Below are 25831 nucleotides of genomic sequence, written 5' to 3' on the forward strand. Positions count from 1 at the left end.
ATTTTAGTTGGGTGTCCCGAAAATAAATCCGTGGCGCCCCTTTCTTGGGGTGATTTGCGCGAGGCGGTTGGCGGTAGCAAAAGTGGTTGTATGCACCGCACATACCAAACGTTAGTCAGTGCTAAGTGGTACATTAACTTTGGCTTTGGTAAACGGTACGCTCGGAGACAAATAAGGTTTTATGAGTTTGGCTATGTTTTCTTTTTGCTTGCGCTTGCAAAAAACATTAAGGCTCCAGTTGGTTATATAGTCTTTCACCCTCTAGGGTGATGCTGTATTTTAAATCGACTACTTCTCTATTGGTAGCAATGGCGAGCTGTGTGAGTTCTGCCCACTTGAATGCATAGTGATGGTATTCAGTTTGCATTTCCTGGTAGCTTTTTGAGTTCGCCATCGAGAGATACATCAATCCCATCCCTCCCGGGCCTATCAGCGCGCCGATCAGGAATGCCGGATCAATGGTCGCCAGGAAGATAAAAATAATCGCCGTTATACCGGCAAACCATTTTAGAAACGTCAATGCCCATTTGGGGAAATCTTTCCACTTGCAATACTCCACTCCGGACTGAGTAAAGCGATAGGCGAAATTCATTCGCTGGTGGGTCATGCCCGAAATCGTAAATGACATGAGTACATAAAAAAATACGCACGACAAGGTCCGCCAAGGTTGATTCAGGTCGTGGTATGCGGAATACAAAAACATAGAAAGGCCAAATAACACTAAGGACATAAATGCAAACATGCAATTAGCTACAAGCGTATTGTAATTGCGCGCCCGAATCGTCCATCCCAACAGTTCTGGTTCGCCGGCATACTTCCATTGGAGTTGCGGCGGCAGCTCAAGTGCTTTGTCAAAATTGAACATCGTAGGGCTCATTGATTCATTCAGTTAGGGACGGCCTGCTTCAAGGTCAGAAAAGCAGAAAAGGGGATTATTTGCGCGAGGCGGTTGGCGGTAACAAAAGCTGTTGTATGCACCGCACATACCAAACGCTAGTCAGTGCTAAGTGGTACATTGACTTTGGCTTTGATAAACGGTGCACTCGGAGATAAATAAGGTTTGATGAGTTTGGCTACGTTTTCTTTTTGCTTGCGCTTGCAAAAAATATTCTGACTCCAAGTTACAATTCCGTTGTCATACATGGTGTACTTTAAGTCCACAACATCTCTATTGGTTGCAATGGCCAGCTGTGTGAAATCCTTCCATTCGTATGTCAGATGATGGTATTGGGTCTGCATTTTTTGGTAGCTCCTCGAGTTCGCCATCGAGAGATACATCAAGCCTATTCCGCCCGGACCTATCAGTGCACCAATCAGGAATGCTGGATCAATGGTTGCCAGGAAGACGAAAATAATCGCCGTAATCCCGGCAAGCCACTTCAAAAACGTCAATGCCCATTTAGGGAAATCTTTCCACTCGCAGCACTCCACTCCGGATTGAGTAAAGCGATAGGCGAAATTCATTCGCTGGTGGGTCATGGAGAAAGTTGTAAATAACATGAGCGTGTAAAAAAAACGCAAGACAGTGTGCGCCAAGGTTGACTCATGCCCTCATATACCGAGTACATGATGAATGAGCCTCCCAGTATTAGTGCGGCCATAAATGTAAACATGCAATTAGCCACAAACGTATTGTAATTGCGTGCCCGAATCGTCCACCCCAACAACTCTGATTCGGCGGCATACTTCCATTGGAGCTGCGGCGGCAGCTCAAGTACTTTGTCAAAATTGAACATCGTAGGGCTCATTGATTCATTCAGTTAGGGACGGCCAGCTTCAATAGCTGGGTGCTTTTTTTGGCCAGTACGATGTCGTCCTTTAGCTCACCGCTAAAGGCATTGTTGGCTCGGTCAGCTTCACTCGCAGCCCACTCAAGCGCCAATCGAAACATATAGCCGCGTCCGTCAGTGCGCTGAAGCACCCCGGCCGGATACTTGACCTCCAATTCAAGGATCGGACTGTCTGTCGAGGTGTCGATCCACACTTGCCAAAGACGGTGCTGCTCGGTGCTGGTGTAACTGAAGTCAGCCGGGCTGGTTTTACTGCCGGCGCCGTTGGGCAACTGTCCGAGCAGCTTCGGATCTACCCAGTTACCGTTGAGAAACTGGTCGTAAAAGCTGCTTTTTGTGGTTTGCAGTTCATCTTTAGAAAAATAGTTCTTTTCGATCATCGCCGGTTGCAAGGTCACTTCTTTGCCCGCCAACCCGTTAGGTACTTGGACCTGCACCCAGAAGCCCAAGCATTTTCTCGGGGTACTACCGCCGCCGTAATGCAGGGCTCTGCCCACGACGCTCGGTCGTTGCAGGGTCTCCAGCAGGGCCTGCATCTGTTTTGTATGGCCCTCATCACCTAGCCATTCAGGTGTTGCCCCGCGTCCCCAGCTGCAACGGTACAGCCATAGACGCAGTCCCTCGCGCTTGTAGCGGTTGGCGGCCATGGTGATCATCAAATAGGCGATTCCGAGGACTGCCACAATGATCGTCACCGGAGTGGACATCACCCAGGCAAAGCTAAACCAACGGCCGAGGACTGCGCCAACTAGTTGGGCCGTGGCAACAAAAGACATCCCGAAAACCACACCAAACTTCATCCACAGCAGCGTTTTTTCTTCCTCACTGGTGGCGCCGCCGGCGTCTTGGGAAATCTGCCAAGCCTCAAGCCCGGTCGCAGTGACTCCCAATACTGCCCACGTCACAGTGCGCAATATCAGGCCTTTCGAAGCCGCTGCAAACTCGTTAGCAATTGCTGATTCGCCAGTCTTTCTCGAAGTAATAGCAGCAGACCATTCGGTGTATCCCGCTTGCGCAAGGGTTAGTGTCCTCCTACCTAGCTGCGTAGACATCTCTCCCGCACGACTCCACGCCGGCCCGACCCACAGCGCCGCAATAGCATTGGCAGCGTAGGCGGCGTTAGCACCCACAGTGCGCCATTCATCGGCAGAAAACTTACCGTCGTTTTGCGCTTGTTTGGCACTGCTATAGACATTCCACAGGTTCAAACCGACCACCAGGGCGGGCAGGGCATTGCCCAGGTTCTGGCCCATCCAGGCTTTGGTGCGTGTCAGATACTCCTGGGTGCCTGCAATTTTCAGTTGCGCCATCACCTCGGTTTGTCCCAGGTCGGCGAGCCAACTGTTGATTTGCGGTATGCCGACACGCAGACGAGTGCTGCCAGACGCTTTGGCGACGATCTGATTGGGACGTTTCAAGAGCAGGTTTTTCAAATGCTCTTCATGGGATTGCAGAGAGAGGCGCGCTGAGCGTTGATCGTAAGCCGCACCGGGACGGCGCAACACTCCTTTGTCACCCGTTATTTTATTCTTCACGGTTACGACCTCCAGCAGCCAGGCCTGGTAGTCGCGCTGGTAGGTCGGGTTGAAGGTCAGTTGGGTGGCGCTGGAAATTTCGGTGGAAATCAACACCTGGGGCGCGGCGAGGGTCAGCGCCGCTTGTTGTTTCATCGCCGGTAACAGCAGAGTGCTCAGCCCATGCCAGGCGTCCCTGGCCTGGTTGTTGGCGACCTTGACCAGGGTGGTCATGGCTTGCTTGGCGGCACTGCTCATGGCCTTGTAGAGCTTGCTGTTCTGGACGACCTCCAGGTCGAAGACCGCTTTGATTTCACCGGTACGGGTGCCAATGTTCGTGGCATCACCCGAGGAGGTCGGAGCCAGCGCGGGTGAGCTGCCGTCGCCTTCACTGCCCTGGTCATCAAGCTTGCCGGTAGTGCTGAAGTTGTGCGTCACCTTCTTTATCAAAGTGGCGACTTCCGGGTTGAAGTTGAACAGCGCCAAGCTGAACAGTGTGCTCGGTTGCCTGGCCTGTTTGCACAACCACTTTTGCCCGTTCTCCCCATTGCCCAGTGCCGTGTAAATAGCGTGGGCGGTCTCCAGAAGCTGACTGGCTTGGTCTTCATTGCAGGTATCGTGGTAGACCGCCTCAGCGCTGGGGCTGAGTTGGTCAAGCCAGGTGATCAGATCACGCTCGCTGCGTTGACAATGGTCGTGGAGCCGTTGTGCCTCGGTGGTGGTCTGGCTCAGGTACTTCTGTGCTTCGTCAAAGCGCACGTCCTCGCGCCAAAAACGTTTGGCGTTCCATTCTTCAAGGGCTTTTTTCCATTTGTTTTGATCGGGCAGTTGCCCCCATTTAGCCTTGAATGGGGTTTCGGCGGCAGCGACTGTCGATGTGGCTCCCATCTCCACCATTCCAGCTTGATCGGCAGGTACCAGGTCTTTGCCCCGTTCGACTTCATCATTGGTTTTCAGAAGTGTGTACAGGTCATCGGTATAGGCTTGCCGCTGAATCGGGTCTTTGATCGAGGGCGGAATAAAAGGATCGGCATCGAACCCACACAAATTCTGCACGGCAAACGCACTTTGCAGTTTGTGTTGATGCAGGGCTTCGAATTGACTTTGTTCCATGAGCCGACCGATCAGGTTCATGTTCAGGTCATCGACCATCGCCAGTGGATCATCCAAAGCGACGAAGAGGGCAGTATCCTGTGCTGGAACTTTGCCGCGTACCAGGGCTTCTTCAAAGGCCGGCTTGAACGGAGCGCCAGTGTCTGTTGCTTTGGTCGGCAAAAGGGTGCTGGTGAAGGTCGAGGCTTTTTTGCCCGAAACCAGAATATCCGCGACACTTTTACCAAGCTCTGTGATCGCGTCACCGTGGGCGACTTTCCCGCTGCCGCAAAACGCTGGCAGATCAATCTTACGCATCCATTGGGTTTGTTCGGTGGCACTGTTGCGCATCAACTCGCACATGCGCCAGGTCCATTGCACAGGCGAGTAAGCGATACGCAATTGGCTACGTCGCGGATAGAGCAGGTACGGGTGCGTCTCGCCCGGGTTGTTGCGCACGTCCTTGTTCAGCTGGCTGTCGGTCCATTTGTGACGAGTGAACTGTTCGGCTTTTATCTGGTACTCATGAAAGGTCTTGTCGATACTGTTCCACACATAGAGCCAACCGTCGCGCAATTGGCGCAGGGTATAACTGCGTGTTTTCAGCTCTGGCGGTTTGCTTGACCAGTTTTTTGGCAGTGGATGTGGCCCTTGGCTGCTGCCCTTTTTTATCGGGGACTCGTCCAAAGCATAACGCACCGGAAATATAGCCACTTCCCCCTGCATCAGTGGACATTGGCCTTTCCCCATGGGGGTGTTGGTAAACTCTTGGTTACGTCTAGCCTGTTTCAGTTGGGCTTCTGTTGCGGGCTGAGTCATCACACTTCCTTGATCATTTCGACGTCCAGGCAATCGTCATCCATCTGCTGGATACGCAACTCGGGTGAAAGCTTCAGCGCCTTGGGTGTACGGGCCAACCAGTGCTGGTAGGGGGTGTTGGGGTGTAGCGTAAATCCTTCGCCCCAACGCAAAGTGTATTCGACCCAGATCGCGAGGCTGCGTTCGCTCGACAGCCCCCAGGCATCGGCTTCATCCAACCGCTTATTGAACCACTGAGTCCGGGTACTGGTATCCAGTTGTGCCAGGAGCTGAGGATGGCGCCGCTCGAAACTCTGGTTTAGCCGTTCCATGAAGCGCCAACGGGCAGCCTGGTCCAGCGCACTCAGCTGTATTTCTCCCAATTGAGCGTAGGCATCAACCCACTCAGGGGGAGATGCTGCACGAAAAATGCTTCGCCATTCGGATGACCCCGCAAGCTCCCAGGAGTGCTGGTTTTCGGGCACGTGCCAGGCTTCTATCGGGCCAAGCATTGCATCCAAGTGCGCACCTTGATAGCTACCTAACCAATAACGTGCCACCAATGGGTCGGCAAAACGCAGCAGAGCGTTGCTGCCAAGTACATCCGGCGGAGCAATGAAGCGCCGCAAATGGCCCGCTACGATATTCATCGGCGCGAGACTGTACAAAAGGCTGGAGTCTGCCGGTTGAATAGCGTTTTGGAGCGTCTCGCTGATCAAGTCGGATGAGCCTCGAAGCGATACCAATATCGGACCCAGGTCATGCAGCTCTTGCCATCGCGTTCCGATGTACAGCGGCTCAATCTCCAACGGTTCACTGCGCTGGTAGAGATGGGTAATCGCGTCGGGCCGTAATACACCATCAATCAGCAAGAAATTGGCCTGGGAAACATTGTTCACGTAGCGTTCTCCTTCGCCGCTGGCTCCTTGGCCGCTTGCTCACAGATCTCACAGCGTGGGGTGCCGCGCATCAGCGCCTGCCGTTGCGCCGGCACCAGCAACTGCCCAGCCTTGTCCGCATCCGCCTGCTTCAACGGCCCCGGCAATATCGGCGCAGCTCCCGTCCCACTGCCCGGACTGCCGCCGCTGTTCATATTGATCGCCGGCCCGCTGAGGGTCACGCCGCCGGCGTCGATCTTGATGAAGCTGCCGCCGCCCTTGAGGGTCAGTTCGCTGCCGGCTTCGAGCACCACTTTCAGGCCGCTGCTGAGGTGGATTTCCTGACCGGCTTCGATGAACTGGCCGGTGCCGATTTTGATGTGCTGGTTCACGCCGACGGTCAGGTGGTCATTGGCGCGGGTTTCGACTTTGCGGTCTTTGTGGACGGTGTGGTGTTCTTCGGCCTTGAACTCGCTATAGCTGTTGGCCTCGACGGTGTCGTGGCGTTCGTTGCCGACGCGGATTTTCTGGTCGTGCTCGATGTTTTCATCCCAGTCGCGCTGGGCGTGCAGGAAGATCTGTTCCTGGCCTTTCTTGTCTTCGATGCGCAGCTCGTTGTAGCCACCGCCACCGGGTGAGCTGAGGCTCTTGAAAGTACTGCGGGTTTTGTTCGCTGGCAGGTCGTAGGGGACGACGTTTTCCTTGTGGTACAGGCAGCCGCTGATCAGCGGCTGGTCGGGGTCGCCTTCGAGGAAAGTGACCAGCACTTCCATGCCGATCCGCGGGATGGCGATGCCGCCGTAGTGGGCGCCGGCCCAGGCGGACGAGACGCGCAGCCAGCAGCTGGTCTTGTCGTCGGCCGCACCGATGCGGTCCCAGTGAAATTGCACTTTCACCCGACCGTACTGGTCGCAGTGGATTTCTTCACCTTTGGGGCCGGTGACCACCGCGCTCTGGCTGCCAAGGATGCGCGGTTTCGGGTGCATCAGCGGCGGACGGTTGGGCACGTCCCACGGCGTGGCCTGAAAGCGGTTTCGGTAGCCCTGGTGGAAGTCGTCCTTGAGGTCGGTGGTGTCGCTGGTCACCGACTCTTCGAGCACCTGTGGCTGCTTGCCTTCGTGAAGGATTTCAGTGAGCAGCCAGAGATCGTTCCATTTGGCTTTGGGGTGCTGACTCAGGGCGAGGAAATGCCCGCTGACCAGCAGCGGCTGATCGCTTTTGCCTTCGGCCAGTTGGTAGTCGCTGCGGTGCCGTTCAAGGTTTCGCTTGGCCAGGTGCTTGCCACGTTCGCGGTCGATAAAGCGGCCTGGATAGTCGTAGTCTTCGAGGTCCGGTTTGGCGTCGCCACGGGACTCGCTTTCGAGGGTGATGCGCGGCTTTTCGAAGTCGTAGTCGCGGCGCGTGGTACGGCTGGTGCGGGTTTCCAGGCGCAGGTCGAAGCGCTTGATCACCGGGTCGTTGGCGAGCATGCCGGAGTCTTGCTGGTAGGCCACGGGCGCGAGTTTCGGGAACACCGTCTGGTCATCGCCGAACACCAGCTTGTGGGCGGTGGTGCTGTGCTGGAAGTGGTAGTGGATACCTTCTTCCTCGCACAGGCGCTGGATGAAATGCAGGTCCGATTCATCGTACTGAACGCAATACACGCGCTCGGGATAAATCGCCCCGACTTTGAATTCGTAGGCATTGCTTTGGATGCCGTGCTCTTCGAGGACCTGGCCGATGATTTTCGGCACGCTGAGGTTCTGGAAGATGCGTTGGTTGATGCGGTGCGCAAGGTAAGACAGCTGGGGGCGCAGGGTCACCGAGTAGCGGGTCAGGCGTTTACCGGTATCGCCTTGGGCCACGCGATAGATCTGCCCATGAATGCCCGTGCCGTTTTGCGAGAGCTGCAAAAACGCCGGTTTATGCAACAGGCTTTCGAGGTCCAGGGACGGGTTTTCGCTGACCAGTTCGACGTCGAACTGAAATGGCTGACTGATGGCTTCTCGACCAGTGAGGGCAAGTACCTGGAGATCGTTCGCCAGACCTTCTACGGTCAGGGCGAAGTGAGTCTGGTTGGCCGGCGCGAACATCCGATGTTCCTCGTGCAGTGCTGCAGCATCCATCAAGCCCTGAGTGGGCGATCAACGAAGGCAAGAATTCTTGGGTGGCACAAACAACATCGACCAGCAGCGCTGGCCGATGTTTTGTAACGGTCGGCCAGACTTAGCCAGCGACCGGGGAACGCCAGTCATCGGAACCCGAAGTACCGGAGACTTCGTGGGTCCAGGTGATTTTGCGGTAGGTGAACTCTACGTCTTCCAGGTGAGTGAAGTGCGAGTTCGCCGGGTCTTGGCAGTTGTGCATGTAGTCTTTGATGTCGACGATGATCGCGTCTTCAAGCTTGGTGGTGAAGTAGTGTTCCTGGGTGCCGGCAGCCGAAGTGCGGTACCACTGGATGGTGATTTCGGTCAGGCGCTCGCCGGAAGTCAGCGCAGCCAGCAGCAGTGGCGAGGACTTGTCGAAAACCTTGGTGATTTTCACTGGCTTGTGCACGCGCTGGCCGGTGGGTTGGCCGGACTGCGGGTCACGCGGGATGATCACTTCGTGGTTGAAACCCTGAACCATGACCTGGTCTTCGTGACCTTCCTGGTAGGTGTTGCCAACCGAATCAGCGGTGAATGCACCGGCAGTGATAAGGCCTTGTTTGGTGCCAGTGATGGACATATACGCTGGTGTAGCCATGGATGCTCTCCTTGCTGAATAAATGAGGGTGCCCGGGAGGCGAGATCGCCCGGTGGGTACTCCTTACAGATCAAGCTTCGTGCCATGTAGTACATTTCGTATATAAATCAATGATATATGCGTTGTCAGTGTCGGGCTTGTCCGGTTTTTCTGTAGGAAGAGTCGCTAATGTGCGCAAGAAGTTGCGCAGTGCTGCGCAACTTCTTGCGCACTTGGCTACAGGCCTTGTGCGGCTGGGCCTGGAGCAGGATGGGGTGGTGTTTTTCAGAAGGTGAGTGCGCAACTTCTTGCGCACTTGTGTTTTTGGATGCCATTAGCAACGCTGGCCGCTGCAACGAATCGGTGGTGCAGCCTTAGCCTGCGATTGGAACACGCCAGTCATCAGAACCGGATGTATTGGAGATGACATGCTCCCATGTGATTTTGCGGTAGCTGAAGTACACATCTTCCAGGTGAGTGAAGTGCGCGTTGCCAGGATCCTGGCAATTGGGCATGTGCGACTGGATCTCTACGATGATGGCGTCTTCGAGGGTGGTGGTGAAGTAGAGTTCCTGAGTGCCGAGAGTTGAGGTTCGGTACCACTCGATGTGGCATTCGGTCATTTGCTCGCCGCTGGTCAGGGCCGCGAAAAGCAGTGGTGAGGACCTGTCGAAGATTTTGGTGATCATCAGGGGTTTGTGAACGCGTTGACCGGTTGGCTGTCCGGACTGCGGGTCGCGAGGGATGATGACCTGGTGACTGAATGCTTGAACCAGAATCTGATCTTGATGGGCGTCCTGATAGACATTCCCTACCGAGTCTCGAGTGAGGTTGCCCTCAGTGATGAATCCTTGCGTGGCGCCTGATAGGGACAGATATGCGGGTGTTGGCATGAATGCTTTCCTTGCCTGATCAATCGAAGGTATCCGGGAGAGGAAAATCGCCCGATGCACACCTGATAGTGATCAAGCTTCATGCCACATAAATTTAATCTATAAAAATCAATAAGCTATAGTTTGTCTAAAGCTGATATCGATAAATTTTCAAGAAAAGTGCGCAAGTTCTTGCGCACCACAGCGCAAGAACTTGCGCAGTGCCTTGAAAGCCATACAGGCGATGCTGCGAGCCTGATCAAAAGCTGGTTATCCACAGGCATGCTGCGCAAGTTCTTGCGCATCATGGCCATGTGACTGCCTGTAGTGCCGGCTTCAGAACGGCGATAGAAACCTTTATCTGACCGCCCTCAAGACGAACAGCTGATCTCCAGATGCTTGCCCCACTCAGGCGGGCGCTCGGCCCAGGCATCGAAACCCTTGATGTCGACGAAGTCGTCGCGCAAGCGGGTGACGGCAAGTTCGGCGGCTTGATCGCCCAAACGGCGGTAAAACGGGCTGTAGTCGACGCTGCTGTTTTGCATCAGTTGCAGCAGGTTTTCGACCAGTTGCTGGTCGTCTTCTTCGCCAGTGGCGCTGTCAGGATCGCGCGCGGAGTTAGTGAGCCTGCTCGAACAGGGCATTGCTTGGCAGTAACGAACTCAGTGTCTTCAGGTAGCTCTCCAGCAGGTGTTCTGGCAGATAAACCTCGAACATGTCATTGCGGTCAGCCTGATAGGCGATAACCCGGTTATTTTGGCGGTCGATTAGCACGCGTTGACAGGTGCTCCAGGGTGCCGAGATTTTCGAGCGCGTGTTGAGGTCCAATCCCAACCAAGAGCGTGGACCTATCAGGGTCACTGCGACGGGCAGTGCGAGCAACCAGGTCAGTGGCGGGTTGTCGAGTATCAGAACAAAACTCAGTAGAGGGACGCCGATCTGCAGCAGTTCAAGGATCCGGCCTGCATGGTTCGGGACGGCCAAATGCTGCAGGCACCAACCATTACCGGTGTGGATGCTGTAGTGATAGGTGATTTTGCGGTGAACCACCATGGTCCACAGGTAACCGGTGATGAACAGCCAGGCCGCGCCAAAGCCAGTGCTGAACAGCACGGACTTTGCCTCACCGCCGGGTGCGCTGAAGTGCTCTTCATAGAGGCCGTATGTCAGGGAGATGACTCCGAACAGCACCAACAACGCCATCGTGATATCCCATGCACCGGTCGGCCGTGTTTGAACGTTGATCGACCAGCTCATGAGCGCGGGCTCAGTCGAGTCCGATTCTTGTGCAAGGAAGTCGTTTTTGCCGCCATTGCTCATCACTCCGATACCTCGTCTTGGTTAGAAAGGGGCATCGTTGCAGCAATGGGCGTTTGAGCGTCTTCGGCATGAGGCCGACGTTGGCGAATCCGCCGTAACATGTTGATGCCGTAAGCAATGCATAGCCCGCCACTGGCGTAAGCCACGAAACCACTTGAATTTGAAGCGATACGCCCAAATGCTGCCAATGAAAATCGCCAGTGACAGCACTTGGAGCAGCATGATGCCGATAGACAGCAATCCTTGCACGGGAACGTCCTTGTCGCGTGTTGTTACGGGGTGGCAGGAGGGGGGCAGTAAAAACTCATGAAGCAATCGTGCTCGGCGTAATACCTGATCGCCTTGAGCAACTCGACGTCTGTTACCGAGGGTTTGTGCTGCAGTGCACTCATCACCACATCTTCGAGCAAGTCGTCACTGAACCAGAACTCAAGACCCTGGCGGATGACAAAGTCCGGATAGATTTCTTCGTCGTTGTCGGTGATTTGCGGAAAGGCTTCGATCACGCACACGGTTTGCAAGGTGATGGTGCTGGAATCCTGAGTGCCATAGACACAGAAATGCAGGGTTTTTTCCTGTTGTCTGAGAAGCCCGATCAGTTCTCCGATGCTGAGATGCTGTTGGTAATGCATGGAACGTCCCTGTTCATTTTTCGAGTAAACATTTAACTGGCCGGTCGGTACTTGACGGGTTTCAAGACGAACAACTGATTTCCAAATGCTTGCCCCACTCCGGCGGCCGCTCTGCATAACTTTCCATCCCAGGTTGTTCCTCGAACGGTTTGCTCAGTACCGCGTGCAGACGGCGGACCTCGGCATAGTCGCCACTCTCCGCCGCATCGATGGCTTTCTGCGCCAGGTAATTGCGCAGGATGTAGAGCGGATTGACCGCGTGCATGCGGGCGCGGCGCTGTGCTTGATCGCTGTTACCGTCGCGGGCGACGCGTGCGCAGTAGCGCTCGGCCCAGGCATCGAAGCCCTTGATGTCGACGAAGTCGTCGCGCAAGCGGGCGACGGCAAGCTCGGCGGCTTGATCGCCCAGACGGCGGAAAAACAGGCTGTAGTCGACGCTGCTGTTTTGCATCAGTTGCAGCAGGTTTTCGACCAGTTGCTGGTCGCCTTCTTCGCCAGTGGTCAAGCCAAGGCGACGGCGCATCAGGTCCAGGTAATGAGCCTGATACAGCGGGAAGTACAGGCCGAGGGTTTCGCGCAGGGCTTCGACGCTGATGAACGGTGTCAGGGCCTGGGCCAGTGCGCTGAGGTTCCATTGGCCGATCGGCACTTGATTGCTGAACGAGTAGCGACCCTGATCATCGGAATGGTTACAGATGAAGTTGGCGTCAAAATCGTCGAGGAAGGCAAACGGACCGAAGTCGAAGGTGACGCCGAGGATCGACATATTGTCGGTGTTCATCACCCCGTGGCAGAAGCCATAGGCCTGCCATTTGGCGATCAGCTCGGCGTTGCGCTCGACGACTTCGCGGAACATCGCCAGGTACGGTTCCGGCTGTTCCAGGCACTCGGGGAAATGCATCGCCAACACGTGTTCGCCGAGGGCTTTCTGCTGTTCGGGCCGTTTGGTGTAGTAGAAATATTCGAAATGCCCGAAGCGCACATGGCTCGCTGCCAGGCGCAGGACCATGGCCGCGCGTTCCTGTTTCTCGCGCCAGACCGGGGTGTTCGAACCAATGACGCACAGTGCGCGGGTGGTCGGGATGCCCAGTGCGTGCAACGCTTCAGACGCCAGGAACTCACGAATCGATGAACGCAGCACCGCCCGGCCGTCGCCCATGCGCGAGTACGGCGTTTGCCCGGCACCCTTGAGGTGCAAGTCCCAGTGTTCGCCGGCCTCGTTGTAGACCTCGCCCAGCAGCAGCCCGCGACCATCGCCCAATTGTGGGTTGTAGGAACCGAACTGGTGCCCGGAATAGACCATCGCCCGCGGCTCGGCTTCTGCCCACAGCTTGTGACCACCGAACAGTTCGGCGAACACTGGCGTTTCGGCAACACTCGGGTCGAGGTCGAGCAGGGCCATGGCCGCCGGGCTGGCAACCACCAGTCGTGGTTCGCCGATGGGCTCAGGCAGTACATGAGTTGAGAGCGCGTCGCCCAGGCGGGCGAAGCGGTTGTCGAAGGTCAGTTCGTCGAGGGCTTTCAACGGCCATCTCCAGCAGAATGTCCGAGCATTCTGCTGGGGAATGGCGCGTGGCGTCCAGTCAGTCGAGTTGTACCGATGGCGGCTCGGGTGGGGTCTTGCCTGTATTTGGAGCCTTGGCGGGTTTGACTGCATCGCTGGTCAGCAACAGCTGTTCCTGGCCTGTCAGGTTTTTCAGGTGGATATCTACCTGACGGAAAGCGATGTTGATGTCGTGCTTCTTGAACTCGCTGTTGATGAACCGGTTGATTTCATCGAGTGCCGGGTTACGGTCGCCGAGGTCGCGCACGTGAATACGCAGCTCGTGATCCAGGGTGCTTTCACCAAAGTTCAGGAAGTACACCGAGGGCGCAGGGTCCTTCAGCACGCGCGGGTTTTCCATGGCCGCTCTGAGCAGCAGGGTACGTACCAGCTCCAGATCCGAATCGTAGCCGACGCCCAGCTTGAGGGTGACCCGGGTCACGGTGTCGGTCAGCGACCAGTTGATCAGTTGCCCGGTGATGAACGTCTTGTTCGGGACAATGATGTCCTTGCGGTCGAAGTCGGTGATGGTGGTGGCGCGGATGCGAATTTTGCTCACCGTGCCTGACAGGTTGCCGATGGTGATCGTGTCGCCGATCCGCACCGGGCGTTCGAACAGGATCATGATCCCGGAGATGAAGTTGGCGAAAATCTCCTGCATACCGAAACCCAGGCCGACCGAGAGTGCGGCCACCAGCCATTGCAGTTTGTCCCAGCTCACGCCGAGGGTCGACAGGGTGGAAACGAAACCCACACCGGCAATCACATAGGTCAGCAGGGTGGTCGTGGCGTAGGCACTGCCCTGGGCCAGATCGAGCTTGGACAGCACCAGCACCTCGAGCAACCCCGGCAGGTTTCGCGCGAGGGCTACGGTAATACCGATGATGATCAACGCCCCAAGCATGTCGCCGATGCTGATCGGCACCATGCTCATGTTGGCGCCGACGCCGCTGGTGTATTCGTACAACGTGATGTTGTCGAGGTATGAGAACACCGAGATCAGGTCTTTCCAGACCCAATACAATGCAGCGATGAAGCCGCCGAGCAAGGCCAGGCGGATCAGGCGCAGGGACTGTTCGTTGACTTTCTCGATGTCCAGTGTCGGTTCTTCGACGACCGCTTCACCGTCGCCGGCTTCTTTGGCGGCCTGGCGTTTGGTCAGGGCGCGCTGGTAGGCCAGGCGCCGCGCCGCGACGGCCAGACCGCGCACAAAGGTGGCTTCGATGATCAGCCAGAACATCAGCAGGTACAGGGTGTTGATCAACCGGTCGCTGAGTTTCAGTGCGGTGTAGAAGTAGCCAAAGCACACGGCGATAAACAAGGCGATCGGCAGCACAGTGAATAGAACGCCGACAGCTTTGCGAAACAGGGAGGCGCTGTTATGGGTCGGACTGTTGATCAGCAGGCGGCTGAGCAGCCAGGCCATCAAGGCGTAGCAGGTCAGCACCACGGCGATGCCGATTACGTCGTCCGTCAGGGCCGCCGGTTGTAATTCGGCCACCGCCACCACGGCGACCAGCGCCAGTACGACCAGGCCAAGACGACGGATCCAGCCGCGGAGGAATTCCACCTGCGGTCTTTCCCAGCGAAAGTGCAGTTCTGCCACGCCACCCGGCGCAAGTATCCGGTACGCGGTATAGAACAGCAGCCACGCCTGGGCAATTTGCAACAGGGCGGCGCCGAGGTTGGCGTTTTGCCCGCGGGCGTCGATCTGCAAGGCGAAACCGCACAGCGCCAGGGCCAGTGACACCGGCATTGCCAGCAGCACGTTGATCAGGATCGCCTGTGGTGTGTGCCATTGACTGTCACGTTTGAAGTGACCGATGTCCTGGTGCACCTTGTTCAGTCGCGCATAGAGGTACTTGCGCCGCCAGACCAGGAAGCCGATCAGCAGCACCAGCGGCAGAAACAGCAGTGGTCGCTGGGTCAGGCCGTCGGCCAGCTCGCTCAGGCTCGAAGCCCACGGCAGAGTGACGACCTGTTTCTCCAGGCGGTCCGGCACGCCGCGCATCCATTCGAAATCCAGCGGCTTGTTGCTGGGAATCCAGAACATCTGTTCGTCGAGGGTCGCGCGCAGGTTCTGAGCGGTAGTGAGCAACTGTTTCTGGTTCAGTTGCAGGGTGATGGATTCGTTGAGCAGCGCACTCAGTTCGCGGCTCAGGCGCTCCAGCAGGTCGGCGCGGGTGACAGCCAGGTCCAACAGGTTCTTGCGCAGTTGCGGGGTGACCTGATCGGGTGGCTGGCTCGCCAGCAAGTTATCCACATAGGCGCCGGGCGTGCTGATCAGTTCGCGTTGTTGATTGACCTCGAACTGGTACAGGCGAATGTCGGCGATGTCATTGGCCAGGTCCCGATCAAGCTTGAGGCGGGGCAAGGCCTGCTTTTGTTTGTAGAGGATCTTGGACAGCAACAGACTGCCCTTGAGCACGCTGATCTGCTCGTCCAGCGCGGCGTCGCTTTGGGTCACGCTGTCGAGTTGTTGCTTGGTCTGCAGGTTCTGCTGGGTCAGTTCGTTGAGACGGTCGGTGCTTTTGAGCAGGTAGTCGGAGAGCTTGAGATTGGCGGCGCTTTCGGTGGCCAGCAGATTGCTGCCGCCAGCCTTTTGCGCTTCGATCGATTGTTGGGTCACCGTCTGTTGAGACTGGGCCAGGCGCTTTTGGTTGATCAGGGTTTGCAGGTCCTGGATCTCCCGCTCCATCCGTGCGGTTTTTTCCAGCAGCAAGTCATGTTGGCTGCTGCCCAGGTCCTGCAGTTGACTGTTGCCAGCCAGTTCCTGACGACGCAGCGGGATTAGCGCATTCAACGCTGCCAGCTCGGCGTTGAGGGTGTCGCGTTGTTCATTCGTCAGGGCTTTGCCGTTGTCTCTGCCCAGCTTGAGGATGCTGTTGATTTGCAGGATGCGTGTCTGGCTGGTGCTGATCTCGGCCTGGGCGCGCTCGGGGCGGGTCTGGGCGGTGATGATCAGGCTGTTGGCATCGGCCAGGGCTTTTTGCAGATCGCTTTGCTGGGTGCTGCGTTCAGTCAGCATCTGCTCGAGTTGTGGCACCGACAGGTTGGCGTAACGTTGCTCGACCGGTACGGCTTTGCTGGCCTTGAGGCGCTCCAGCTCACGCTGGTTTTCGATGTTCTGCTTGGGGGCCGTGCTCAGTTGCTGCTTGAGGTTGTCCAGACGCTTTTCATAATCGTCGCGATTGGACAACTGGGTCAGCGTCTGTTGCAGCACCAGTTGCAGGGCTTTTTGATCGGCCTCGGGCAGCTTGCGCTCGGCGATCTTGTCCAGGCTCTTCTGGACAGACTCGGCGGACGGTGGTTCGGCCGCTTGCAGGGTGCCGACGGAGAGACTCAGCCCTAGCAGGGCAATAGCTAAAAATGTGCGCAAAGTTGGCATAGAGACCGATCGAAAACGTAACGAAAAAAGGAGTTTAGAGGAACAATCCGGGGCCCGGGCGACTTCCTTCGGGAAATCTGACGCCCACTTTGGCGATCTTGTTCCCATCCATGACTGCGACAGTCCAAATGGTGTTATTCCATTCCACCTGGTCGCCGACCACCGGGGCACCGCCGACTTTCTGGGTGATGAAACGACCCAGCGGCATGTCCGGATCGACCCCTTCGAGTTGCAGCCCGTACAGCGCTGAAACCGCGCCCAGCTGGGCGTCGCCTTCCAGAACGAAGTCGCCGAAGAAGCGCAAATCGAGACCTCGTTGGGGGGCCTGGCTGAAGAGTTTTCCGAGTGCCGGCAGGTTGTGTTCATGGCCGATTACGCAGAGCAAATCGCCGACTTCGAGTACCGTACTACCCGACGGATGGAGCAGTTGCTGGCCACGAAACAGCGCCGCGATACGCGTGCCTTCGGGCATTTTCAGCTCGCGAAGCGCGGCGCCGATGCACCATTTCTCCGCGCCAAGGCGATAAACGAACAACTCCCACTCGCTGGTGACATGCACTTCGAGAGCAGCCCGGGAGATTGGCGCGGGTTCTGGCGGGACAGTCACCTTCAGCAGCTTGGCGACCCACGGCAGGCTGGTGCCCTGCACCAGCAGCGAAACCAGCACGATGAAGAACGCGAGGTTGAAATACAGCTGGGCATTCGGCAGCCCGGCCATCAACGGGAACACCGCCAGAATGATCGGTACCGCACCGCGCAGGCCAACCCAGGAGATAAAGGCCTTTTCGCGCCCATGGAAAGCCTTGAACGGCAGCAGGCCGACCAGCACCGACAGCGGACGCGCAAACAGAATCATCCACAGCGCCAGGCCGAGGGCGGGCAGGGCGATGGGCAACAAGTCGTGAGGTGTCACCAGCAACCCCAGCACCAGGAACATACCAATTTGTGCCAGCCAGGCCATGCCGTCGAGCATGTGCAGAATGCCGTGGCGGCTGCGCACCGGACGGTTGCCGATCACCAGGCCGCACAGGTACACCGCAAGAAAGCCACTGCCGTGCAAGGCGTTGGTCAGGGCGAACACCACCAGACCGCCAGCGATCACCAGAATCGGGTACAAGCCGGCAGCCAGGTGGATTCGATTGACCATTTGCAGCATCAGCCAGCCACCGCTCAGACCGATGATCGCGCCGATACCGAACTCGCGGACCAGGTGCCCGAGCAGGCTCCAGTGCAGACCTGTCTGGCCGCTGGCGAGCATGTCGATCAGGGTCACGGTGAGAAACACCGCCATCGGGTCGTTGCTGCCGGATTCGATTTCCAGGCTGGCGGTCACCCGCTCGTTCAGGCCTTTGCCACCCAGCAGCGAGAACACCGCCGCGGCGTCGGTGGAGCCGACAATGGCACCGATCAGCAGGCCCTGGATCAGGTTCAGGTTGAACAACCAGGCGGCGGCCATGCCGGTCAGCACGGTGGTGATCAGCACCCCGACGGTGGCCAGCGACAACGCCGGCCACAATGCCACGCGGAAACTCGCGACCCGGGTGCGCAACCCGCCGTCGAGCAGGATCACGGCCAGCGCGAGGTTGCCGACCAGATAAGCGGTGGGGTAGTTATCGAAGATGATGCCGCCGCCGTCGACGCCGGCAGCCATGCCCACGGCCAGGATGATTACCAGAATCGGGATCCCGAGGCGGGACGAAAGTGAGCTCACCAGAATGCTCGCACCTACCAGCAACGCGCCGATCAAGAACAGGCTGTTGATGGTCGTCGCATTCAATGGCAGTACTCCAGAAAGCTAAAGGCGGGCGCAAACTGACCATGCAGTCTGCGTGCCAGCGATTCTAACCTGTTGAAATGTGATGCTGTCAAAAAGCTTTTGACGGCGCTCAACCACAGCCCCTTGGGTCGGGCGCGATCATTGTGGCGAGGGAGCTTGCTCCCGCTGGGGCGCGCAGCGGCCCGAAAACAGACGCTGCGGTCTTCCAGAAAAAACTCATCAGCAATTTTACGGCTGCTGCGCACCCCAGCGGGAGCAAGCTCCCTCGCCACAGGGTATTCAGTGACCGTTAAAGGCTAAACCGCCCAACCATATTGTTCAGGTCCAGCGCCAGGCGCGACAGCTCGTTGCTGGCGGCGCTGGTCTGGTTGGCGCCAGTGGCCGACTGCACCGACAGGTCGCGGATGTTTACCAGGTTGCGGTCGACTTCGCGGGCCACCTGGGCCTGCTCTTCGGCGGCGCTGGCGATCACCAGGTTGCGCTCGTTGATTTCGACGATGGCGCTGTTGATGGTGTCCAGCGACAGTCCTGCACCACGGGCGATGTTCAGGGTCGATTCGGCGCGTTCGGTGCTGTTGCGCATCGAATCAACGGCGTGTTCGGTACCGCTCTGGATGCTGCCGATCATGCGTTCGATTTCGCTGGTCGATTGCTGCGTGCGATGCGCCAGGGCGCGAACTTCGTCGGCCACCACCGCAAAACCGCGACCGGCTTCACCGGCGCGCGCAGCCTCGATGGCGGCGTTCAGCGCCAGCAGGTTGGTCTGGTCAGCCAGGCCGCGAATCACGTCCAGCACCTTGCCGATGTCACGCGACTCGTTGGCCAGATCGCCGATCAGCGTGGCAGTGCTCTGTACATCGGCGCTCATGCGTTCGATGGCACTGACGGTTTCCTGCACCAGGTCACGGCCGTCACCGGCAGAAGTGGTGGCGTTTTTCGAGGCTTCGGAGGTGCTCACTGCGTTGCGCGCAACTTCTTCCACGGCGCTGGTCATTTCGTTGACGGCCGTTGCGGCTTGCTCGATTTCGTTGTTCTGCTGAGTCAGGCCGCGGGCGCTTTCGTCGGTGACGCTGTTCAGCTCTTCGGCGGCGGAGGCCAGCTGAGTCGCCGAACCCGAGATCCGCTGCAGGGTGTCGCGCAGTTTTTCCTGCATCTTCAACATGGCCTGCAACAAGCGGCCAGCTTCGTCGCTACCGTCGACGATGATCGGTCGGGTCAGATTGCCCTCGGCGATTTCTTCAGCCGCGCTCAGTGCCTTGGCGATGGGCTGCGTGATGCTGTTGGTCAGCAGCCAGGCAAACAGCAGGGTCAAACCCGTGGCGATCACCAGCAGGGTCACTACCAGATTGAAGGCGGAGGAATATTGGTCGGCGGCTTTCTGGTTGAAGTCGGCGGCTTGATCGTTGTTGATCTCCACCAGGCGGTTCAGAGTGGTGTTAATCGCATCGGAGTTGGTCAGCAATTCGGTATTCAGAAGCGTGCGCAGTTCGTCGAGTTGGTTATTACGCGACAGCGTCTTCATCCGGTCCTCAATCTGGCGGTACTGACCCATCAATTGCACGTACTGGTCGTAGGTCGTGCGTTCCAGAGGGCTGCTGATCAGTTTTTCATAGGCGGTCTGCGCCGCACGGATCTGCTGGCTGCGGGTGTCGAGCAACTCCATGGTTTTTTGCTGGATATCCGGTTCGCGGTTGACCAGCAGGCGATAGGCCAGAGTGCGCTGGCGCAGGCCGAGTTGAGTGAACTCGTCCAGGGCCTTGATGCTCGGCACGCTGTTCTGAACGATGTCTTCGCCGGCAGCGCGAATCTTGCTCATCTGGTTCAAGGCGAACACACCCAGAATCAACATCAGTGCGCCAATCAGGGTGAAACCTGCGAACGCCCTGGGGGCGATATTCATATTGCGAAGGGACATGGTGTTCACCGTAAAGCGCGCATTGGCACGAGTCTGAGACGAGGTATGTATGACTTATCGGTCATACGACTAAAGTCTTGAGCCGCTGTGCGCTTTTGCCGCAGATTGGTCGCACTGACGAGCTGTCAGGAACCAGAGCGGACAATCGCAGTCTTTAAAACTCGCAAGCAAGGTTGCCGCCAGGCAAATCAAGGCTTTACGCCTGAATAACCCTGGCGCCAGTGGTGACTTTTCTTTATCGTACGCGCCCTTTGAAAATGCTCGGAAAATCAAAATGTTGGAAGCATCCCTAAGCCAATTGGAACAACTGGTCAGCGATCTGGTGCAACAGAACCAGGAGCTGCTCGGCACGAACGCAACCCTGAGCGCAGAACTGGCCCAGGCCAAGGATGAAAACGAAAGCCTGCAACTGAGCCTGATGGAACAGGAAGAAAAGCAGGGCGCCACCGTCGCGCGCATTCAGGCGCTGGTTGAGCGCGTGAGCGCAGGTCCTGTGAACGCATGAGACATGGTGCCGACGGGATAAAAGTCGTCTCGATTCTTGGGGAAGACTATTCGATCAAGGCGCCGGCCGGGGAAGAGCAGACCCTGCTGGACGCCGCATTAATGTTGAAAGCGGTGCTGGCCGAGACCAAAAAGAAATACCCGACCCTGATCGGGGACAAACTGCTGGTGCTGACGGCAATGAACCTGTGCTCGCAGCAACTCGAAATGCAGAAACGTCATCAGCGGGAACTCGACCGTTACCAAGAGCAAGTCAGCGCCACGGTTGAAGTGATTTCGAAGACGATCAATCAGGCTTGATCAGCTTGCGCACAACCAAAGAGTAGATTGTCGATTGAGTTGTATACAATCGGCACAGCTGTTGCAGTAGTTTTGCCTCTTACTCTTTGGGGGTGCTTCATGCAGTTCTGGCGACGCAGTATTCAATGGCAGTTGATCCTGAGTATGGGCACCGCCCTGCTGGTCAGTATTCTGATCGTGGTCGGCATTTATACCCTGGTGGTCAACCGCCTTGCCCAGCGCTATCTGGTCGAGCAAGCGCTGCCGTCGAGCATCGAAGCGATGCGCAACGACATCGAGCGGATTCTGGTCCAGCCGCTCACCGCGGCCAAGGACATCGCCAGCAACAGCATGGTGCGCGAGTGGTTGGCCGAAGGAGAAAACGCCGACCGGGCCAGCGGCTTCGTCAGCTACCTGGAAGATATCCGCGCCGAGCATAAAGCCTTTACCGCGCTGATCGCAGGCACTGCGTCGGGCCACTACTTCACCGAAAAAGGGCTTGATCGGACCCTCAGTCGATCCAATCCCGCAGACGCCTGGTTCTACGCCTTCCTCGACGGCAACCAGCCGCGCACCCTTAATATCGACAAAGACACGGCGACCGGCGAATTGGCCTTGTTCATTGACCTCAAGGTCTCGCAGGGCGGCAAAGTCGTGGGTGTTGCCGGGCTGGGCCTGAGCATGAAGGAACTCTCGGAGCTGATTCACAACTTCAGCTTCGGCGAGCGCGGGAAGGTCTATCTGGTGCGTTCCGACGGGTTGATCCAGGTCCATCCCGAGGCCGGACTCAGCAACAAACGCCAGTTGGCCGAACAGATCGGCGACTCGGCTGCGCAAGCGGTGATGGGCCATCAAGGCCCGACCAGCAGCGGCTTTGTGCGCGATGGTGAGGACTACCTGGCCCTGAGCCTGCCATTACGCGATCTGGGCTGGACGCTGGTGGCCGAAGTGCCGCAATCGCAAATTTACGCCGAGGCCCGACAGGCGATGTGGCTGACCAGTGCCATCGGTCTGGGCGTTGCACTGGTGTGCCTGTTATTGGTGGTGTTGCTGGCTCGTGGCCTGGTGCGGCCGATCCGGCAGGTAACAGCGGCACTGGTAGCGATTGGTAGCGGTGGTGGCGATTTGACCCACAGGTTAGATTCCAGTCGTGCCGATGAGCTGGGTGATCTGGCTCGCGGCTTCAACCGGTTCCTTGAAAATCAACGCAACATGATCGGCGAAGTGCTGGCCACCAGCGAGCGTTTGCGCACGGCTGTCGGGCAGGTTGCGCGAGTGGTGGAGAACACTGCCGAGCGTTCCGGTCGGCAGCAGGAAATGACCGACATGGTCGCCACTGCCGTGCACGAGATGGGCCTCACCGTGCAGGAAATTGCACAGAACGCCGGCAACGCGGCGGTCGCCTCACAAACCGCCCGCGATGAAGCCTTGCAGGCGCGTGAAGTGGTCGGCGGTTCCATTCGGCATATCGAAAGCATGTCCGATGAAATCGGTATTGCGGCCAGTGCTGTCGGCGAGCTGGCGACGCAGGTTGCGTCCATTGATCAGGTGCTGGCGGTGATTCGCGGGATCTCCGAGCAGACCAATTTGCTCGCATTGAACGCAGCCATTGAAGCCGCGCGGGCCGGAGACATGGGCCGCGGCTTTGCAGTGGTGGCGGATGAAGTGCGGACACTGGCACGCCGTACGCAATCGTCCACCGATGAAATCCAGCAGATGATCGGCAGCCTCAAGCAGGGTGCGGAGAATGCCGTGTCGTCGATGCACTCAGGGCAAGCGGCGACCGGAACCGGCGTGGAGTCGAGCCAGCGCACCGGGGCGTCGTTGACGGCGATTACCGGGCAGGTCGAGCGCATCAGCGACATGAACCATCAAGTGGCGACGGCCACCGAAGAACAGTCGGCGGTGACTGAAGAGATCAACCGCAACGTGCAGGGGATTTCCGATCTGGCGCGGGCTACGGCGGGTGAGGTGAGGGCGTGTCGGGAGGATTGCCAGACGTTGCAGCGGTTGGCGGATGATTTGGCGCGGCAGATGGGTGGGTTTCGGTTGAGTTGAACCTGATCGTTTCGGTCTTGCAGACGCGCCGATAAGAGCGCGTCTGCAAGACCGCAACTACACCTTTATCAACAAGATCTCCCGCCCATAAAAATCGACCCCGCTCATTGTCAGCAAGTAAAAAACCCACTTTACCTTAACTCGCCATTCTGCTGCTTGTTCATCAATGTAGATATCGTCTGCAGCCAGCGTTCTGAACATGTCGTCTTGTGTGATCGATACATTGTTACTATAACGTTTGGTCGGAGTTATAATTTCATTGATGTAAGTGTTGTTGTCTGCCTTTATGTGTCTCTTTTCAGTGATTCGTACGTTACCTTGATCCTTCACGGCATCGTTGACCCTGGCCGACAAGAAAAATTGATTGTCAGTGAGCTTTACATAAGGGTCTATTTTTATTTCTGGCGTTTCCTTGCGTAATGGGGTGCCATAAACCGTTGCATTCCATTGATTGGGCCCGATGTACGTAAACTCTTTGTAAGTGACACGATGGGTGCTTAGATAGTGGTCGTCCGCCGAAGTGACTTCGAACATCGCCGTCGCTGATGTTTTTACACTGGATTCAGCATTGTCGGGAGTCGATGTAATGCTTATCTGCGTTTCTTCATCAGAAATCCGGTTATGGTTTTTGGTGATCACTGTGGAAAGAGTTGAGTTTTCATTCGTCCAGACAGTTCCGTTTCGCAACGGCGTATTTGAGATCGATGCGAGGATGCAGTAATCCTTTGTTATAAGTCCTGAAAGCTTTATGGATCGCTCTTCGAAAGTTTGGTTGTTCATGGTGATTCGCTCGTTTAGAGGTAAGAGGTGGACCTTGAGTCCATACTTGCCGGGCAAACTGGATGTCCCGCGAAAATACCTTATCCTGCATCCTTAACGTGCACACCTGTCATATATGACAGGTGTGCACGTACTGACATACGACGTTGGCTACCCGCTCAGTTACTGTCAGGGATCAGAACCACTCTTCCTGCATGTTCAGGCAAACATCATCCCGCGCCTCAAGAATCGCCAGTTCATGATGGCAAGCCGGCGCTTCCCACGTCAGGAAATACCGCGCCGCTTGCAGCTTGCCTTTATAGAAGCCGACATCCGCCGCATTGCCCTTGGCCAACCCTTCTTCTGCGCAGATCGCCTGTTCCAGCCAGCGCCAGCCGATCACCGTGTGGCCAAAAACTTTCAGATACAGCGCCGAGTTCGCCAGACTGCTGTTGACCTTGCCTTGGCCCAGATCCGTCAGCAGGCCGATGGTCACGGTTTGCAGGCGTGCCACCAGTTTTTCCAGCGGCTCACGCAGTGGCGTTAATGATTCGTACGCATGGGCGCGTTTGGCGGTATTGGCGATCAGTCGGATCAATTGCTTGAGCCCGGCGCCGCCGTTTTGCGCCAGTTTGCGACCCAGCAGGTCCAGCGACTGAATGCCGTGAGTCCCTTCATGAATCGGGTTCAGGCGGTTGTCGCGGTAGTACTGTTCCACCGGGTATTCGCGGGTGTAGCCGTGGCCACCGAGGATCTGGATCGCCAGTTCGTTGGCCTTCAGGCAGAACTCCGATGGCCAGGATTTGACGATCGGCGTCAGCAGGTCGAGCAATTCATGGGCCTGTTTACGCTCGGCTTCGGTCTCCAGCGTGGTGGTGTCGTCGAACAGTCGCGCGGCATACAAACAGAGGTCGAAGGCGCCTTCGACGTAAGCCTTTTGGGTCAGCAGCATGCGTTTGACGTCGGCGTGCTGAATGATCGAGACCGGCGCAGTGTTCGGGTCCTTGCTGTCCGGCAGGCGACCTTGCGGGCGTTCGCGGGCATATTCCAGCGAGTACAGGTAACCGGCGTAACCGAGCATCACCGCGCCCATGCCGACGCCGATTCGCGCTTCGTTCATCATCTGGAACATGCAGCTCAGACCTTGGTGCGGCTTGCCCACCAGGTAGCCGACACACTCGCCGTTATCGCCGAAATTCAGCGCGGTGGAGGTGGTGCCGCGCCAGCCCATCTTGTGAAACAGCCCGGCCAGCAGCACGTCGTTGCGCTTGCCCAGGCTGCCGTCATCGTTGACCAGGAATTTAGGCACGATAAACAGCGAAATGCCTTTCACCCCGGCCGGTGCATCCGGCAGTTTGGCCAGCACCATGTGCACGATGTTTTCCGACAGCGGGTGGTCGCCGCCGGAGATGAATATCTTGTTGCCCTTGAGTCGGTATGTGCCATCGGCGGCCGGTTCGGCGCGAGTGCGGATGTCCGACAGCGAGGAGCCGGCGTGAGGTTCGGTCAGGGCCATGGTGCCGAAGAAGCGGCCGTCGATCATCGGTTGCAGGAAGCGCCGTTTCTGCTCATCGGTGCCGAAGCTTTCAATCAGGTTGGCCGCGCCCATGGTCAGGAACGGGTAGGAGGTCGTCGCGGCGTTGGCGGACTGGAAGTGCGCGAAGCAAGCTTGCGACAGCAGCGTCGGCAACTGCATGCCGCCGGCCTCGAAACTGCGTGCGGCGTTGAGAAAGCCGGCTTCGAGGAATGCATCCACCGCAGGTTTCACTTCCGGAATCAGGATCGCCTTGCCGTCTTCGTAGCGCGGTTCGTGCTCGTCACCCTTGCGGTTGTGCGGGGCAAAGAACTTCTCGGCAAGGCTGCGCGCCGTACCAATGGCGGCGTCGAACGTCTCGCGATTGTGCTCGGCGAAACGCTCGCGCAGGGTCAGGCCCTCGGCATCAAGGACTTCATACAGCTCGAAAGCCAGATTGCGGGAACTGAGCAACGTCTCGGACATGGCGGCCTAC

Annotated in this window: 19 protein-coding genes and 1 pseudogene; 4 read left to right on the top strand and 16 right to left on the bottom strand. The window is 57.4% G+C overall.

From position 1 onward, the window contains the following. Positions 1–226: 226 nt before the first annotated feature. The 7 genes from AABM55_RS02140 to AABM55_RS02170 all read right to left on the bottom strand — a co-directional run bounded on the left by AABM55_RS02140 (position 227) and on the right by AABM55_RS02170 (position 9668). Positions 227–865: a hypothetical protein gene (locus AABM55_RS02140; protein WP_347928697.1), complete on the bottom strand. Its 639-nt coding sequence runs from the start codon at positions 863–865 to the stop codon at positions 227–229. A gap of 128 nt (positions 866–993) precedes the next feature. Next, positions 994–1464: a hypothetical protein gene (locus AABM55_RS02145; protein ID WP_347928698.1), complete on the bottom strand. Its 471-nt coding sequence runs from the start codon at positions 1462–1464 to the stop codon at positions 994–996. A 292-nt stretch (positions 1465–1756) separates the two neighbouring features. After that, a complete protein-coding gene (locus tag AABM55_RS02150; RefSeq protein ID WP_347928699.1) occupies positions 1757–5215 on the bottom strand; it encodes a T6SS effector BTH_I2691 family protein in 3459 nt (1152 codons plus the stop codon). After that, positions 5215–6093, bottom strand: a complete 879-nt coding sequence (locus AABM55_RS02155) for a DUF4123 domain-containing protein (protein WP_347928700.1) — start codon at positions 6091–6093, stop codon at positions 5215–5217. The genes AABM55_RS02150 and AABM55_RS02155 overlap by 1 nt, the downstream gene beginning before the upstream one ends. Next, on the bottom strand, positions 6090–8144 hold the full coding sequence (gene tssI / locus AABM55_RS02160) for a type VI secretion system tip protein TssI/VgrG (protein ID WP_347928701.1): 2055 nt from the start codon (positions 8142–8144) through the stop codon (positions 6090–6092). The genes AABM55_RS02155 and tssI overlap by 4 nt, the downstream gene beginning before the upstream one ends. 133 nt (positions 8145–8277) lie before the next feature. Continuing rightward, positions 8278–8796 (bottom strand): Hcp family type VI secretion system effector, encoded by a 519-nt coding sequence (locus AABM55_RS02165; protein WP_054595278.1) that lies wholly within the window; start codon positions 8794–8796, stop codon positions 8278–8280. A 353-nt stretch (positions 8797–9149) separates the two neighbouring features. Continuing rightward, positions 9150–9668, bottom strand: coding sequence for an Hcp family type VI secretion system effector (locus tag AABM55_RS02170; RefSeq protein WP_054595279.1), 519 nt, complete (start codon positions 9666–9668; stop codon positions 9150–9152). Positions 9669–9791: 123 nt separating this feature from the next. Here AABM55_RS02170 and AABM55_RS02175 point away from each other — a divergent pair, with 123 nt between their 5' ends. Continuing rightward, positions 9792–9965 (top strand): hypothetical protein, encoded by a 174-nt coding sequence (locus AABM55_RS02175; RefSeq protein WP_347928702.1) that lies wholly within the window; start codon positions 9792–9794, stop codon positions 9963–9965. Positions 9966–10018: 53 nt separating this feature from the next. On the opposite strand, the pseudogene AABM55_RS02180 reads toward AABM55_RS02175, so the two are convergent. The 7 genes and pseudogenes from AABM55_RS02180 to AABM55_RS02210 form a co-directional block, all read right to left on the bottom strand. Further along, positions 10019–10234: pseudogene (locus tag AABM55_RS02180) on the bottom strand (hypothetical protein); the annotation flags it as partial. A 31-nt stretch (positions 10235–10265) separates the two neighbouring features. Further along, the gene (locus AABM55_RS02185) at positions 10266–10904 is read right to left on the bottom strand and encodes a hypothetical protein (RefSeq protein ID WP_146039820.1); all 639 of its coding nucleotides are present in this window, start codon (positions 10902–10904) and stop codon (positions 10266–10268) included. A gap of 335 nt (positions 10905–11239) precedes the next feature. Then, positions 11240–11599 carry a hypothetical protein gene (locus AABM55_RS02190; RefSeq protein WP_103317200.1) on the bottom strand — a complete coding sequence of 120 codons (360 nt, stop codon included), beginning with the start codon at positions 11597–11599 and terminating at the stop codon, positions 11240–11242. A 61-nt stretch (positions 11600–11660) separates the two neighbouring features. After that, positions 11661–13124, bottom strand: a complete 1464-nt coding sequence (selO, locus tag AABM55_RS02195; protein WP_347928703.1) for a protein adenylyltransferase SelO — start codon at positions 13122–13124, stop codon at positions 11661–11663. Positions 13125–13182: 58 nt separating this feature from the next. Further along, a complete protein-coding gene (gene mscK / locus AABM55_RS02200; protein WP_347928704.1) occupies positions 13183–16530 on the bottom strand; it encodes a mechanosensitive channel MscK in 3348 nt (1115 codons plus the stop codon). A 34-nt stretch (positions 16531–16564) separates the two neighbouring features. After that, the gene (locus AABM55_RS02205; RefSeq protein WP_103317206.1) at positions 16565–18307 is read right to left on the bottom strand and encodes a potassium/proton antiporter; all 1743 of its coding nucleotides are present in this window, start codon (positions 18305–18307) and stop codon (positions 16565–16567) included. A 289-nt stretch (positions 18308–18596) separates the two neighbouring features. Continuing rightward, the gene (locus AABM55_RS02210; protein ID WP_054595285.1) at positions 18597–20222 is read right to left on the bottom strand and encodes a methyl-accepting chemotaxis protein; all 1626 of its coding nucleotides are present in this window, start codon (positions 20220–20222) and stop codon (positions 18597–18599) included. A gap of 274 nt (positions 20223–20496) precedes the next feature. Between AABM55_RS02210 and AABM55_RS02215 the strand changes: the two genes are divergently transcribed. From AABM55_RS02215 to AABM55_RS02225, 3 genes are all read left to right on the top strand, one after another. After that, positions 20497–20727 (top strand): hypothetical protein, encoded by a 231-nt coding sequence (locus AABM55_RS02215; protein ID WP_019691434.1) that lies wholly within the window; start codon positions 20497–20499, stop codon positions 20725–20727. Next, positions 20724–21026, top strand: a complete 303-nt coding sequence (locus tag AABM55_RS02220; RefSeq protein WP_054595286.1) for a cell division protein ZapA — start codon at positions 20724–20726, stop codon at positions 21024–21026. Before AABM55_RS02215 ends, AABM55_RS02220 begins: the two co-directional genes overlap by 4 nt. Positions 21027–21125: 99 nt before the next feature. Continuing rightward, positions 21126–23063 carry a methyl-accepting chemotaxis protein gene (locus AABM55_RS02225; protein WP_347928705.1) on the top strand — a complete coding sequence of 646 codons (1938 nt, stop codon included), beginning with the start codon at positions 21126–21128 and terminating at the stop codon, positions 23061–23063. A gap of 57 nt (positions 23064–23120) precedes the next feature. On the opposite strand, the gene AABM55_RS02230 is transcribed toward AABM55_RS02225, so the two are convergent. Together AABM55_RS02230 and AABM55_RS02235 are read right to left on the bottom strand one after the other, a co-directional pair. Then, a complete protein-coding gene (locus AABM55_RS02230) occupies positions 23121–23843 on the bottom strand; it encodes a hypothetical protein (protein ID WP_347928706.1) in 723 nt (240 codons plus the stop codon). A gap of 175 nt (positions 23844–24018) precedes the next feature. Beyond that, positions 24019–25821 carry an acyl-CoA dehydrogenase gene (locus AABM55_RS02235; RefSeq protein ID WP_347928707.1) on the bottom strand — a complete coding sequence of 601 codons (1803 nt, stop codon included), beginning with the start codon at positions 25819–25821 and terminating at the stop codon, positions 24019–24021. Positions 25822–25831 lie beyond the last annotated feature (10 nt).

It is taken from the genome of Pseudomonas helvetica, assembly GCF_039908645.1.
Taxonomy (GTDB): domain Bacteria; phylum Pseudomonadota; class Gammaproteobacteria; order Pseudomonadales; family Pseudomonadaceae; genus Aquipseudomonas; species Aquipseudomonas helvetica.

Bases quoted from the DNA above. Each gene is read 5' to 3' on its own strand.
- AABM55_RS02140 (WP_347928697.1), bottom strand. From the start codon at position 865: ATGTTCAATTTTGACAAAGCACTTGAGCTGCCGCCGCAACTCCAATGG.
- AABM55_RS02145 (WP_347928698.1), bottom strand. From the start codon at position 1,464: ATGAATTTCGCCTATCGCTTTACTCAATCCGGAGTGGAGTGCTGCGAG.
- AABM55_RS02150 (WP_347928699.1), bottom strand. From the start codon at position 5,215: ATGACTCAGCCCGCAACAGAAGCCCAACTGAAACAGGCTAGACGTAAC.
- tssI (WP_347928701.1), bottom strand. From the start codon at position 8,144: ATGTTCGCGCCGGCCAACCAGACTCACTTCGCCCTGACCGTAGAAGGT.
- AABM55_RS02165 (WP_054595278.1), bottom strand. From the start codon at position 8,796: ATGGCTACACCAGCGTATATGTCCATCACTGGCACCAAACAAGGCCTT.
- AABM55_RS02170 (WP_054595279.1), bottom strand. From the start codon at position 9,668: ATGCCAACACCCGCATATCTGTCCCTATCAGGCGCCACGCAAGGATTC.
- AABM55_RS02185 (WP_146039820.1), bottom strand. From the start codon at position 10,904: ATGAGCTGGTCGATCAACGTTCAAACACGGCCGACCGGTGCATGGGAT.
- AABM55_RS02190 (WP_103317200.1), bottom strand. From the start codon at position 11,599: ATGCATTACCAACAGCATCTCAGCATCGGAGAACTGATCGGGCTTCTC.
- mscK (WP_347928704.1), bottom strand. From the start codon at position 16,530: ATGCCAACTTTGCGCACATTTTTAGCTATTGCCCTGCTAGGGCTGAGT.
- AABM55_RS02210 (WP_054595285.1), bottom strand. From the start codon at position 20,222: ATGTCCCTTCGCAATATGAATATCGCCCCCAGGGCGTTCGCAGGTTTC.
- AABM55_RS02215 (WP_019691434.1), top strand. From the start codon at position 20,497: ATGTTGGAAGCATCCCTAAGCCAATTGGAACAACTGGTCAGCGATCTG.
- AABM55_RS02220 (WP_054595286.1), top strand. From the start codon at position 20,724: ATGAGACATGGTGCCGACGGGATAAAAGTCGTCTCGATTCTTGGGGAA.
- AABM55_RS02225 (WP_347928705.1), top strand. From the start codon at position 21,126: ATGCAGTTCTGGCGACGCAGTATTCAATGGCAGTTGATCCTGAGTATG.
- AABM55_RS02230 (WP_347928706.1), bottom strand. From the start codon at position 23,843: ATGAACAACCAAACTTTCGAAGAGCGATCCATAAAGCTTTCAGGACTT.
- AABM55_RS02235 (WP_347928707.1), bottom strand. From the start codon at position 25,821: ATGTCCGAGACGTTGCTCAGTTCCCGCAATCTGGCTTTCGAGCTGTAT.